The organism is Clostridium celatum DSM 1785, from assembly GCF_000320405.1.
In the GTDB taxonomy this organism is placed as follows: Bacteria; Bacillota; Clostridia; order Clostridiales; family Clostridiaceae; genus Clostridium; species Clostridium celatum.
On record NZ_KB291618.1, the window covers coordinates 14,030 to 27,499 of the forward strand.

18 protein-coding genes are annotated in these 13,470 nt (G+C 31.1%); all 18 read right to left on the minus strand.

The window, feature by feature from the left end; translation table 11 throughout:
• Window positions 1–10: 10 nt before the first annotated feature.
• Window positions 11–1,642, minus strand: a complete 1,632-nt coding sequence (locus tag HMPREF0216_RS04120) for a phage tail spike protein (RefSeq protein ID WP_005211520.1) — start codon at window positions 1,640–1,642, stop codon at window positions 11–13.
• A complete protein-coding gene (locus tag HMPREF0216_RS04125) occupies window positions 1,643–2,344 on the minus strand; it encodes a distal tail protein Dit (protein WP_005211523.1) in 702 nt (233 codons plus the stop codon).
• Window positions 2,345–5,254 carry a phage tail tape measure protein gene (locus HMPREF0216_RS04130; protein ID WP_005211525.1) on the minus strand — a complete coding sequence of 970 codons (2,910 nt, stop codon included), beginning with the start codon at window positions 5,252–5,254 and terminating at the stop codon, window positions 2,345–2,347.
• A gap of 18 nt (window positions 5,255–5,272) precedes the next feature.
• The gene (locus HMPREF0216_RS17045) at window positions 5,273–5,419 is read right to left on the minus strand and encodes a hypothetical protein (protein ID WP_157464282.1); all 147 of its coding nucleotides are present in this window, start codon (window positions 5,417–5,419) and stop codon (window positions 5,273–5,275) included.
• A gap of 47 nt (window positions 5,420–5,466) precedes the next feature.
• Entirely contained in the window at window positions 5,467–5,790 is a 324-nt protein-coding gene (locus HMPREF0216_RS04135) for a hypothetical protein (RefSeq protein ID WP_005211529.1), read from the minus strand.
• Window positions 5,791–5,924: 134 nt separating this feature from the next.
• A complete protein-coding gene (locus HMPREF0216_RS04140) occupies window positions 5,925–6,260 on the minus strand; it encodes a hypothetical protein (RefSeq protein ID WP_005211531.1) in 336 nt (111 codons plus the stop codon).
• A gap of 25 nt (window positions 6,261–6,285) precedes the next feature.
• On the minus strand, window positions 6,286–6,666 hold the full coding sequence (locus HMPREF0216_RS04145) for a hypothetical protein (RefSeq protein ID WP_040418834.1): 381 nt from the start codon (window positions 6,664–6,666) through the stop codon (window positions 6,286–6,288).
• Between the two features lie 33 nt (window positions 6,667–6,699).
• A complete protein-coding gene (locus HMPREF0216_RS04150) occupies window positions 6,700–6,882 on the minus strand; it encodes a Sec23/Sec24 zinc finger-containing protein (protein ID WP_005211536.1) in 183 nt (60 codons plus the stop codon).
• 164 nt (window positions 6,883–7,046) lie between these two features.
• Window positions 7,047–7,619, minus strand: coding sequence for a major tail protein (locus tag HMPREF0216_RS04155; RefSeq protein WP_005211538.1), 573 nt, complete (start codon window positions 7,617–7,619; stop codon window positions 7,047–7,049).
• A gap of 1 nt (window position 7,620) precedes the next feature.
• On the minus strand, window positions 7,621–7,962 hold the full coding sequence (locus HMPREF0216_RS04160) for a hypothetical protein (protein ID WP_005211540.1): 342 nt from the start codon (window positions 7,960–7,962) through the stop codon (window positions 7,621–7,623).
• Window positions 7,946–8,347 carry an HK97-gp10 family putative phage morphogenesis protein gene (locus HMPREF0216_RS04165; protein ID WP_005211541.1) on the minus strand — a complete coding sequence of 134 codons (402 nt, stop codon included), beginning with the start codon at window positions 8,345–8,347 and terminating at the stop codon, window positions 7,946–7,948. Before HMPREF0216_RS04165 ends, HMPREF0216_RS04160 begins: the two co-directional genes overlap by 17 nt.
• On the minus strand, window positions 8,328–8,663 hold the full coding sequence (locus HMPREF0216_RS04170) for a phage head closure protein (protein WP_005211545.1): 336 nt from the start codon (window positions 8,661–8,663) through the stop codon (window positions 8,328–8,330). Before HMPREF0216_RS04170 ends, HMPREF0216_RS04165 begins: the two co-directional genes overlap by 20 nt.
• Window positions 8,663–8,938 (minus strand): head-tail connector protein, encoded by a 276-nt coding sequence (locus HMPREF0216_RS04175; protein WP_005211546.1) that lies wholly within the window; start codon window positions 8,936–8,938, stop codon window positions 8,663–8,665. The genes HMPREF0216_RS04170 and HMPREF0216_RS04175 overlap by 1 nt, the downstream gene beginning before the upstream one ends.
• A gap of 21 nt (window positions 8,939–8,959) precedes the next feature.
• The gene (locus tag HMPREF0216_RS04180) at window positions 8,960–10,159 is read right to left on the minus strand and encodes a phage major capsid protein (protein ID WP_005211547.1); all 1,200 of its coding nucleotides are present in this window, start codon (window positions 10,157–10,159) and stop codon (window positions 8,960–8,962) included.
• Between the two features lie 16 nt (window positions 10,160–10,175).
• Window positions 10,176–10,871, minus strand: a complete 696-nt coding sequence (locus HMPREF0216_RS04185; RefSeq protein WP_005211548.1) for a head maturation protease, ClpP-related — start codon at window positions 10,869–10,871, stop codon at window positions 10,176–10,178.
• The gene (locus HMPREF0216_RS04190) at window positions 10,864–12,105 is read right to left on the minus strand and encodes a phage portal protein (RefSeq protein ID WP_005211549.1); all 1,242 of its coding nucleotides are present in this window, start codon (window positions 12,103–12,105) and stop codon (window positions 10,864–10,866) included. The genes HMPREF0216_RS04185 and HMPREF0216_RS04190 overlap by 8 nt, the downstream gene beginning before the upstream one ends.
• 83 nt (window positions 12,106–12,188) lie before the next feature.
• Window positions 12,189–12,377, minus strand: coding sequence for a hypothetical protein (locus HMPREF0216_RS04195; RefSeq protein WP_005211550.1), 189 nt, complete (start codon window positions 12,375–12,377; stop codon window positions 12,189–12,191).
• A complete protein-coding gene (locus HMPREF0216_RS04200; RefSeq protein WP_005211551.1) occupies window positions 12,370–13,419 on the minus strand; it encodes a hypothetical protein in 1,050 nt (349 codons plus the stop codon). Before HMPREF0216_RS04200 ends, HMPREF0216_RS04195 begins: the two co-directional genes overlap by 8 nt.
• Between the last annotated feature and the right edge of the window lie 51 nt (window positions 13,420–13,470).

The following is a 13,470-nucleotide window of genomic DNA, read 5'->3' on the forward strand; positions in this document are numbered from 1 at the left end:
TTACCCCCTTTTAATTTAACTCTACAATACAACTATCACTTGCCTTCTCTCCATTAATACTGAAATAATTTATTTCCTCAGTGATTATTTTATTTACTAAATCATTAAATAAAATATCTACGGCACTTCCTATATTTAAATTCGTGTCTACTCTTACAAATTGAATTTCTTGTTTCACTTCTGCATGTGGAAGCTCTGAACTTAATCCTCCTTGAAGATTCCTACCATCTATCATACATTGCATATTATATATAGGTATTTTTACTGTACCTGTGTCCGTTTTTAAATATATTCCTACATAATGTGCACCTGAACTAACCTGTGGTATTCCTAAAGGTATACCTATAACATTATCTCCTTGATGAAGTTTTTGCTTTGGCTTAAATGGTATTTCAACATTATCTAGTTCTATTTTAATTGTTAATGTACACTCTGAACTTGCTATGCAGCTTATTGCTACATTTAAAGCTAAATTAGTATTTGAAACAGCACTTACTCCTAAATACATTGGCTGAATTTCAGTAGTACTTACTGTTAACTCTAATGGATTTCCATAGTAAAGCATTGAGGTTAATGCCTGAGCAACTTGATTGCCTAATTCATCTGTAGCACTTTTTATCAATGCTGCTGGGTCCATTGATTTAAGAAAATCTCCTAATGGTTGTCCTAATTCAACTTTTGTGTTTATACCTGTAAGTAAATCCTTTTTTATCTTAATAACTTTAACCTTAACGTCAATATCAAATTCACTGTGTCTAACAGTTACAATATCTCCAACATTAACTTTTTCTAAATCCTTAAATCTTAAATATTCTCTACTCTTACTTAACTCTATAAAATCAACTTGTATATTAATTGAGCTTAACCCTATGGTTTTTGCTAATTCAGTTGCTACCTTTCTTAGAGTAACTTCATCTTCTGCTTCCTTAATTTCAACTTTCTTTATAATAGGAAATGGTGGATATAAATCACTATCCCAATTTGGAACATTAATGTATTTCTCATAAAGTCTTATTCCATTAGCTCCTTTGGGATATATTTTTGTGACAACATCAGTAGTGTCTATTGTTATTTTTAACCCACTAATATTTTTCCCATACTTTATAAGTACACCATTATCTTCCCCTCTTTGCTTTAGTATTTTTATATCATAATTATCTCTAACTAATTCTCCTTGACCCCATCTATCAATTATCTTAAACATAGCTTCAGCTGGACTAAGTTCTACCATATATAAAGTATTAGGAATAATAATATCACTATCTACACTATATATTGTAGATAAATCACTTATCATAGCTTTTTGCATTGCTGTTTTTACTGAAGCATTAGTTGGTCTTTCATCTTCAATAAAATAATTAGCTAGATCATAATATATATGATTAGCATATGCTTTTACTCTTTTATCAGCAGATTGGACTTTTTCAACTTTATAAATTCTAAATAACTGATTATCAGCTTTTATTATATTAAATTCTTTAAGATATATTGCCTTCTTTGAATTGGCTGGATATTCTATTTCTAAATAATATTGTCCATTTAACTCTTCTGTTACTTCTGCTAATATTGGTTCATTTAAAACTCCAAGTCCATTATTATCAAAATTACCTTTAATAGTTTTTTTATCATATATGCATAACACTTATAGCCACCTCCAATTTGGAATAACCTCCACTTTGGAAACACTACCTGTCCATGATATATTGTTTTCTCCTATTTCAAACTTAGGAAATTCACCAGTCATTTTATTATTCAAATTATCTGTAGCTTCGTTATAGCAATTTTGCTGAACACTATCTAAAATAATATGATTTGTAACTTCTTTTAACTTTATAACTTCTGAATTAATAGTTAAATTAATATCTCCACTACCAAATATCTTAATTATTGGCTCTGAATATATACTTCCTGGATTTGTTACACTTCCTTCTGCTGTCATTTCAATAACATCACTTTCTACTTCATACTTAAAAGGTCTGCAATTAAAAACTATAACAAACTTTGAAATATACTTTAGTACCTGTGTAAAATCTATTACATTAACTACTTGAGCTATATACTTTTTATTATCTTGATTGCTAAAAATTAAATTACTTTCTCCATATGACAATAGCCATTCTTTTATTTCATCTATTTTATTTGGTAATACTTTATCTTTAATTGAAGATTCCACAGCAATAGTAATATCTTCATAAGTATTCTCATCAAACCTCAAGCTTGAACTTTTTCCTGGAATAACTACGTTAGTAATTCTTCTTTTAGGAGATGGTATAGCTGGTCTTTTAGAAATATATACTCCATAATCTGAAAAGCTGTTTTTACCTCTAAAATTAAAACTAAACATCTATTTACCACCTCTTCCCATAGTTATTCTTTGTCTATAGAACTCTAACTCATAAGCTAATTGTTCTATATCTTTTTCAGTATTATTTATGAAGTTTTCAATATACAGCGTAAATGTACTATTACTATTTTCATTTGATGTTCCATTTACTTTTTGCAATGCCTTAGCTAATAAATCATCTAATCTATCTATAGGCAATACTGCTTCTGTACCAGCTTCACCAACACCTATAACACTTGGAGAATTAAAAATACCACCTTTGGCATACCAACTAACTGATAGTTTTGGTACACTTGGTGGTACTAAGCTAAACTCTCCACTTAAACTAAAGTGAGGTAATTTAATTTTAGGTATTTTTATTTCTGGCAATCTTAAATTTCTAAAGAAACTAGCTATTGAATCTAACGCTCCTTTAACCGTATTCTTTGCTGCATCTATTGGTGTAGTAATTGCAGTTTTAATTCCATTCCAAACACTTGTGGTAGTATTTTTAATGCCGTTCCAAATTCCTGATATCGTTGAGCTAATAGAATTAAACACCGTTGATATTACATTTTTAACCCCATTTACAACATTAGAAATTACACTTTTAATTCCTTCCCATATAGTTGATGTCGTACTCTTTATACTATTCCAAGTATTTGTCGTTATAGTTTTAATTCCATTCCATATACTAGTTACCACTGAATTAATAGCATTAAATACAGTTGTTATTGTATTTTTCATTGAATCTATTATTGTAGAAATACTATTTTTTATAGATTCCCAAACACTTGATGTTGTAGCTTTTATGCTATTCCACACAGCTGTGGTTATCCCTTTAATAGCTTCCCACACTGTTGATATTATTGCTTTTATTAGTTCTAATGTAGTGTTAATTATTCCCTTTATCAAATCTAGTGTAGTAGATATTATGGTCTTCATATTTTCCCATACAGTTGATGTTAGATTTTTAATAGCTTCCCATGCACCTTGCGAATCACCTTTAAAAATATTCACTGCTATGTTAATAACACCTTTTATAACTTCAAGTGTGTTTTTTATAACAGTAGATATTAATGTAAAAGCACTGGTTATTACATTTACAATACTATCTCCGCATTGACTCCATATTTGTTTTGCAAATTCAATAAAGACTTTAAATAATTCTTTTAGTCCATCTATAATTCCACCTATTATATTTTTGACTTCATTCCAAGTAGCGTTAACTACATTTTTAAACTCTTCATTGCTATTATATAAAGTAACAAATATAGCAATAAGACCTGCTATTACTCCAATAACTATTCCTATTGGTCCTGTTAACGCTGTAAGGACAGTTCCTAAAGCCCCTGTTGCTCCACTTGCTGCTCCTATAGCTGTGGATATCGATCCAAAAGTTGTGAATAATGAACCCCCAACACTAATAACTTTTCCAATAATACTTACTACGGGACCTATAGCTGCAGCTATCATTGCAAACTTTATTATCAAATCTTGTTGTGCTGGACTTAGTGATGTGAACTTTTCAATAATACCTGTAACTGCTTGAATTAATCTTTCTATAGATGGCATAGCTCCCTCTACAGCTTCAATTAACTTTTTGCCTAAAGGTTCTAAAGCTACAGCCATTTGGTTTTTTAATATTACAAACTTATCACTTATAGTTTCCGTATCCTTTGCAGCTTTTTCTATTGTTTCTGGACTACTTTCTATACTACTTATTAATTCATCAAGGTTTAATCTACCTTCTCTAATAGCAGCTGCCATATCTGGTCCTGCTTTTGCTCCAAACATCTCCATAGCTAAAGTATTTGCTTCACCAGCTGTACCAGCTTCTTTAATTCTTTCTATCATTTCTGCAAGTGCTTTATTAGGTTCACTTATTCCTTCCTTAGCCATCTTTCCAAGTGCAATTCTTAAACTTCCAAGTACAAGTTCTGTATTTACACCTTCCTTTTCAAACTTACCAAGCATAGCTGCTGAAGTCTGCCAATCAAATCCCATTTGTCTAAGTGGCCCACCAAACTTAGTCATTAACTCTTGAAGTCTTGAAACTCCTATTCCTGTACTTTGGCTAACCTTAAAGGTATAGTCTAATGCCTCTGCATAATCTTCTGTACTTATCCCTGCATCCTGAAACATTCTTGTAGCAGCTGGAATAAGTGTGTTTATATCCTCACCTGTTATCTTTGCTAGTCTTAACATTTGTGTAGATAATTCTTGTAGTGATTCTCCACTTAATCCTGTTCTTGTGTTTAAATCTGCTATTACTTGGCTAGCATCACTCATTGTAGTATTCACTGTAGTGTACACTGCCTTGAAGTCATTTTCTAATCCTTTAAGAGATTCTCCTGTAGCACCTGTTCCAATTCTTATAGTATTATTAGCTTTTTCAAAATCTGTAGCTAATTTATAAAGACCTGTACCAGCTGCAACTATAGGTGCAGTTACAGACATAGAAAGTGTTTTACCTACACTAGAAAACCCTTCACCTACAGTTTTCATTTTGTTGCCAATCCCCTCAAAAGTTTTACCCATTTGAGTCCAGCCGCTACTTTGAACTTTAAGCTCCTGATTAACACTTTTAAGTTCATTTTCCATCTTATTAAGCTCTGCTTGAGCATAATCTAATTTAATCTTTAAGTTTTCAGTAGCTTTAGCATCTTCACCTTTTGTCTCTGCACTTTCTTGATAACTTTTGGATAGTGCTGCTACCTTTTGCTTTTGAAGTTCCATCTGCTTGTTTAATGTATCTTGCTTTAGTTTCAAGGTTTCTGTTACTTTACCATAGACACCCATCTTAGTGCTTGCAGCAGCAAACTCACTTTGGACAAGTTTTAAACTTCTTTGAACTTTACTTATACCATCTTGAAATCCTTTATCATCAAGACCAATTTTAGCAACTACTGTATTACCTCCACTTGCCATATCTGTATCTCACCTCCCTTAGAAAAGAACATTATCTATATAATCAAATTCTTCTTTTTCTTCTATTCCATTAACTTTTTTATAAACACTAAAAAGAGCAGTTAATTTCTTAGGAGTACTTCTCCAAAACTGCTCTTCACTCATACCTAATAAATTTGTCCCCAAATAATAAAGCCACTCCCAATTCCATGTATCCGAATCGGTGTGGCTTTCTATTCCCCCATATTTTCTTCTATTTCAGGCATTGACTCACTTAATGCCTCATTAATTACTGTTCCTAATCTTTCCAAATCACCAAGCTGTAATAGATCTCCTACTGATTTTAAAGTTACAGTATCATCTTCAACTTTAATTGCTGCATATAAAAGAGCTCTTATAGCTTTAATTTTCATAAGCTGCAAATCTTCAAAGGCTTTATTAATATCACCATAAACCTCTTCTAATTCACAAAATGTATTCATATTAAACTTTAATTCATATTCTTTATTTCCTAAGGTAAATTTAATACCTTTATTTCTTAATTCTGCTGCTTTCAAAATTATCAACTCCTTTCTAAATTTTTAATCAAAAAAAACAGGGCTTATTTTTCCCTGTTAATCTATAATGGTAAAATTATCTGGACTAATTATACTATACGTTACTCTACCTTAAATTTAGAACTACTCATTATTCACTCAAATGATCCTTCATCTCTATTCGGTACCACTCCCGCTGTTTCTTCATCTTCAGTATTTTTTATTTCGTCAATTAACTTTTCTTCAGCTGCTTTAGCCTCTTCACTAGTTACTTCCTTTGATTTATTTTTGAAATATCGAATAGCTTTTGGTATTTGACAAAGCAGTATTCCCCCAGCAAGTCCCACTAAGGCTATTGAAAACTGTTCATCCTTTCTTAAGTTTGCCCCCTCTTGAAAGCTATGCTTCTTAACAGTCTCTATATACTTCTCAGGACCACCATTTTCTTTTGCTTTACGTGATAAATTCGCATAACTCCAGCCTTCAGACATATTTCGCGCCTCCCTAATGTTTTACTTATATAAAAGCAATTACTACTCCAATCAGTATACATAATATAACACTTGTTAATATCCAAACTTTAACTTTTTCTCCAAATGATCTAGTTGAACTTTTATCATTTCTAAAATGCCATATATTCCATAATCTCATTGATCTTCTTGTATCCATATTAAACATAGAAACATCATCCATAAGAATATATTCAATAAGTGTAGATTTATAATTAGGATATTTTTTGTGCAACACTTTATAATACAGCCATGATAAAAACAGTATAGATGGATAGCTTATCGCCAACCCTATTGATAATTCTATACTAAATACATATTTACAAATTAGAAAAATTATCAATGCCACAAAAGATGCTATACGTAAAATACTAAACAATCTTCTCATTACCATTTTCCTCCTACATATATAAATGAACCTCTAGTTATTACCACTTCTAAACGCCTCTTCGGATTCATAAATATTTGATTCTGAAATACTGTTTTTATGACCACATTCTGTACATTTCCAAATATATCTATGATCATCAAACCCTAGCTGTTGATTTAAATATGCATTGCAACGGTCACAATACCAATCGATATCATTAAATCTATTACTCATTAATTTCTATCCCCCTTTCTTTTCTCTTGTTCCATCTAACAATTCATTGAGTAATCATAATTTTCTTACACCTTTCCCAATACCCATAGATATTAGAAGAAACATCATAATACACTTATTATACTAAACTTTCCATTTAATTCAAATAACTTTAATGAAATAGCTTATAAAGTCACAGCTGGCTCATCTGGAACTTCTGTAAACCAACCACTAACTATTGAAGTATCAACCCCAGTTCCATCTTCATCAACTATAAATCTATAATTGCCATCAAAATCTCTAGCATAGAACTTTCCTGATAGTTTCGCACTTTTAGGATTTGGTTTTTCTGCTTCAGTATCATATTCATCACTTGAAAGTTCAAACTTCCCTTTTAATAACCACACATATCTATACTTTCCATTAGTCTTTTTAGATTTAAACCCAAGAGCTATTGTTGGTGGTATATCATCTTTATTTTCTATAAGTACGCCTTTTACAACTTTTGCTCCTTGAAGTTTTGCTCTACTTGCTAAAGATAATTGATTAACTTCTATCTCAACATCTACTCCTTCAAATGCAGCAATAACATCTTCTACTGAATCATCTGAATATATATTTTCAGTATTTGATTTTGGTGATAGCTTTGCACTTATAGCTCTTTCTAATTTTTCTGGTGTTTCATAAGTTGCTCCACTTGCAGTATCTTCTGTTAAAATTGCTATATGAATATCTTTTAATCCCATTTGTCTAGCCATTCTATCCTTCCCCCTTTTCTTCTAAAAAATAAAATCTAATTCCCTTGTGATATATTGCTGTATCACTTTCATATAAATCTTCTTCATTAAGCCTCTTAAATCCACAACTAATTAATAACTCTTTTACATTACTTACTAACTGTGTATAATCTTCTTTACTCCATATATCCACTTGTATATAATGTCCTGTCATAGCTTCAATATCATCTTCATATTCTTGTCCATTAACTGAATACTCATGAAATGTTATATATACTTTAGCTTTTCCACTATACTTTTGAAAGGATACTGGCATTTTTAAAGGCTTTAAAGCATCAATAATTAATTTATTTATCAAACTCATCAAGCCCCCTTTGAAGTTCTTCTTTTATTACATTATTTATTCCTTTTTCATTTTCAATTACTGATTTTTCTGCCCAATGTTGAGCTGGTATTTTACTTGTACCCCATTCAGTAAACTTACTATAAAAGAACTCTGTATTATCTCCTTTATTAGGACCTATCATTACAAAATCTACTCCATTATCTTTGTTTATTTCTGAAACTTTAATATTATCAGCCATATGTTTTTTTATATCACTAGATCTTGGAGCTTTCTTTTCCATACTATCTTTTACAAGTTCACCTGCTTTATCTAACGCTTTCTTTTTAATTTCTTCTGACTTCTCACCTAACTTATTTACCTTATCAATAAGTTCAGCCATTCCTTCAAGTTGAATCTTCGCCATTAGAGTCCACCTCCATAGCTTTTATTTCACAATATTTATTTTCATATCTTATGTTATTTATATCTGTTATGTTGTACTTCCTACCTTCAAAATTAATTATCATACTTTCATCTATATCCTTTATAAACCTTATAATAAACTTAACTGTCTTTTCTTTATTTATAGTTGCAGCTTCAAAGTATTCTTTACCACTTAAATTTAAAACCTTAGCCCATACAGTTTTATAATCTTTCCATTCACTAACTTCAAATCCATTTTCATTAATAGCTGTAACTAATATCTGAAAAGTAATTCTATGTTTTAAACTTCCTATCATCACCATTCATCCTTCCTGTATGAAAATAAAAGCTTAGTCATAATATCTATAACTTCTTTAGCATCATAATCTTCTCTTTTTTCATACATATTAGCTACAGAATACATTACTGCTTGTTTAACAATCTCTGGCACTACTTCAAACTCTGATACAGAATATCTAAGAATACCTTCTACTAAATCTTCTGATACGTTAATAAAAGTTGAGATGAGTGTATCTTCCTCCTCACCATCAACTCTTAAATATAATTTAATTTCTTCTAATGAAACTACCATACACTCACCTCCACTAAATTATTATGATGTTTTCATTTGTATTACTTTTATAGCTTCAGGTAATATCAACTTACCATCAACTCTTTGTGTTGCTTTAAATCCAACTTGTCCATTAGCCGCATATAATTCATTCAATCTTTGGAATGACCTACCTTGTCTATCTGCTACCCAATAATACTTAAAGTCACCAAAAGCAATAGATTTTGCTCCTGCTCCTAAAGTTGGTATATATGCTGATGTTTTAACTGGCCTATTTAAAATAGTATCTGGTGCTCCTGCTGTAATTGATGGTTGCCAGATATATTGTCCATTTCCATCTTTAAGCTTTCTAATAGCTTTTACTGTAGCATCATTCATTGTGAATATTGCATTTTTTCTATATGGAGATTTTAAAGAATAAAATAAATCCATTATTTCATCTAATGTTATAGCTGTTGCACCTGCAGCTGTAACTCCAACTTCTGCTCCACCAGTATTTGCAAATATTCCTGTAGGCTTTCCTGTCCCGTCTCCGATAAAGAATGCTTCCTCTTCTTTAGCTCCAATTCTTCTAGCAAACTCTTTTGCTATATATTGCTCTAAATTAAAAACACTATCATTAAGAAGTTCTTCTGAAACTTTAATGATAGTGGCTAATTTATATGCTCCTATTGATACTTGCCCGAATGCATCATCTGACTCTGTAATTAAACCTTCTTCATCAACCCATGAAGCAGTTCCTTTAGTTGAAACTACAGGTATCTTCCTATCTCCAGAAGAAGTCTTTATTACATTAGCAAGCTGTCTAAATATATTCTGCTCTTCCAAGCTTTCAATTAATGTTCTTTCAAATTCATCTGGTGCAAGAAACCCTCCCTCACTGTCAGTACCAACTTGAAGTGCATTTTGAATTTCAAAACTGTTTTTATTTCTCATAGTATTCCAGAAAGCATTATTATACTCATCTGTTGCTCTTCCTGTCTTTTCTCCTTGAATACTTGCTTTTGGATTATTTCTTATTGCATTTGACGTAGCCTTTGATAACTCTAAATCTAATGCTGCTTGTCTATCCAATCTATCAATTTCTTTTCCTAAGTTAACAACATCAGCTTCCATCTTCTCATAAGTTTCTGTATCCTCTGCTGATAATAAACCTTTATCATTTCTTCTACTATCTAAAAATGATTTTGCACTATCCCATAGCTTTGCTCTTTTTTCTCTTAATTCTAATATTTTATTCATACACATTCCTCCAAATTTAATATTTTAATAACTCTAATCTTTTTAATAATTGATCATGTGGTGTTCCTATATTTTCTACAGGCTGTGTTTCTTTTACCTTTGGTATCTTTCTCATCAAAGCATTAGTAACTGTTACTTTGTCAAAAATAAATCCATCGGTAATTTCCTCACTATCTTCATATAAAACCGTATCTGCAAATCCTAGCTCCACTGCCTTTTGTGCACTGAACCAAGTTTCTGCATCCATCATTTTAGATATCTTCTTTCTTGGAAGTGATGTCTTTTTCTCATAAGCATTAATAATACTTTCTTTTACTTCTGAAAGCATATCAATTCCACTTTGTAGGTCTGAAGCTTCTCCAAATATAACTGTAGCTGGATTATGAATCATCATCATTGCAACTGGTGACATTAATATTTCACTACCTGCCATAGCAATAACTGAAGCTGCACTGGCTGCAATTCCATCAATTTTCACAGTTACTTTTCCATCATACTCCTTCAACATATTATAAATTTGGCTTGCTGCAAAAACATCTCCACCTGGTGAGTTTAACCATACTACAATATCTCCACCTGAATTAGTTAATTCTGATTTAAACTGCTTTGGTGTAATATCATCATCAAACCAACTATCTTGAGCTATATATCCATCAAAATATAAAGTTCTTCCTTCTTCATTTTTAACCCAATTCCAAAACTTTTTATTCATTACTGCCCTCCAATTTTGTATTATTTTTATTAGCAAATGCTCCCGCTTCTGAAAGCTTTGTCATGTTACCATTTACTAAATATAAATCTCCACCTAAGTCATCTGATATTCTATTCAAATTCTCTAGTTCCCTTATGTCATTAGCTGATAACCAACCATTTTGTCTTCCAACTGCATAACCATTCATACGACTTTGATAATCTCCTCTTAATAATCCATCTACATTAAACTTAACAAAGTATTCTTTCTTTTCACTTTCTGAAAACAATGCTCTTTTAATAGCTTGCTCCCATCTAACTACCCATGGATCTAAGGTGTACATTACAAACTCAAGACTTTGTTGCTCTATATTTGAAAAACTTGATTTATCTAAATCTCCAATCATATGAGGTGGTATTCTAAATATCCTTGCTATCTCATTAAGTTGAAACTTTCTTGTCTGTAAGAACTGTGCTTGTTCTGGTGGAATACCTATGCTTTGAAACTTCATTCCCTCTTCTAATACAGCAACCCTATGTGCATTTTTAGTACCTTGATAAACACTATTCCAGCTTTCCCTTACTCTTGCTGGGTCCTTAACTACACCTGGATGTTCAAGAACTCCTCCTGGATTTGCTCCATTTGCAAAGAAACTAGCGCCATATTCTTCTGTTGCTATTGCCATGCCTATTGCATTTTTAGCCATAGCTATTGGAGAATAGCCTATTAATCCATCAAAACCAAGTCCAGGTATATGCAATACTTCATAATTTCTAAGATAATATTGCTTACCTTCTTTGTTATAAATGTAATAAATCTCTCCACTATCAGCTCTATCCACAGTCATTCTATCTGGCATAAGAGGGTATAAGGCTATAATATTTCCTCTTCCATCTCTAATTATCTGTGCATATGCATTTCCCCATAATAAAAGATGACCCATAAGTGTTTCTCTAAACACAAATGAAGTCATCTCTGGATTTGGCTCATCTGCAAGCAAATGATATATTGAATGTTCTGTAGCTTTTTCTTTACCGCCTTCAGTATGCTTAAAAGTATGAAGTGGTAATGAAGATACTGTTTCTGCAAGTATTCTAACACAAGAATAAACAGCAGTAGTCTGCATGGCAGTTCTTTCATTTACAGTCTTTCCACTAGAAGTTCCTCCAAAGAAAAAGCTATAACTACTTCCTATTAAACTATTCTTTGGGCCTGCTCTAGGTTCCCATAACTTTGATATTATTGGTATTTTCATTTTACTTTCCTCCTAAAAATGCATAAAAAAAGTTCTCTTTTTATAGAGAACTAAATTTATATATTAATTTTTATGTATGTTAGCTAAGATTTTGTTTTAAATTTTCCCTTTGCCATTACTAAAGATACTATTGATCCCACAACTGGAATAGCTTTAATTGCAACTTCCCCGCCTGTCTTCATAGCGTTTCCCGTTTTAGCTGCACCTTTCGTTAAACAGTGCTTGCATATAGTTCCATCATTCTCTTTTTTACAAAAAATACATTTACTCATTAGCTCTCCCCCTTAATAAATCTTTTCCTTTAAACTCTATACAAATATATTTCTTTTCTTGTAGTAATTTTAAGTTGCTATAATTATCTATTTCTGATAATATCTTTTCTTCATTATCATACCAAGCCAAGCTGCTTACTTCTCCATTTAAAACGACTTTTGATAATGCTTTCATTTTATAAGCAGAATCCTGTATTAACCTCTTAGCTGGTTTGAAAACCTCTTCTATAGCCTCTCTATTATTAGTTACTTCATATGAGATTGCCAATAAATTAGTTGCTTCAAAGTATGCATTTATTCCTTCTTCTAACTCTGCAAAATTACTTTCAATATCATCATAATAACTATTATTAAATAGAGATTTAAACATTAAAATTAATTTATTCTCTGGTATTTTTATATCTTTTTCCATTTCGTCTCTTATATATAATTCTAGTTTAGCCCTTCCATCATTTAAACCACTAATAGCATTAATTATTAGTTGCTTTTTATCTTCATTGCTATCACTTAACTTCATTGCTTGCTCTAACTTTTCTCTTCCCGATTTAACTAACGCTATTCTATCTAATACTTGCCCTCTTTTTACATCAATAAGAGTTTTCTGTATTTGATTTAACATTTGTGCTAAATCAGCTAACTGTTGCTGTAAAACCATATTAGATATATTAGCCGATAAATCTTTTAATTTTTCCTCTACTCCAATACTCACTTCCTCAAGTCTTATCTGATGAACTATATTTTTATTTTTAGGTAATGTTTTATCTATAATAGTGGACAATAACTCTCCATCTTTACACTTCATTATATCATACTGTCCACTATTCATTTTTTCAAGTATATCTGTTGGAAACTTAGCCATGTAAGCTTTTTCTGGATTTATTATATCTTTTATTTTTCCTGCCCCAGAGACCATCTCAGATATTTCATTTAATAAATTTTCCTTAATATTAATATAACGATTACTAAACTTACTCTTTAAAATTTCTGAACCATTAACTAAATCTATTGAAGTGTAATCATCAATCACTAATAAATCATCCATAAAAATTCTCCTCTTATATTTCCTAAAATTAGTATATCATTTAACTTACTC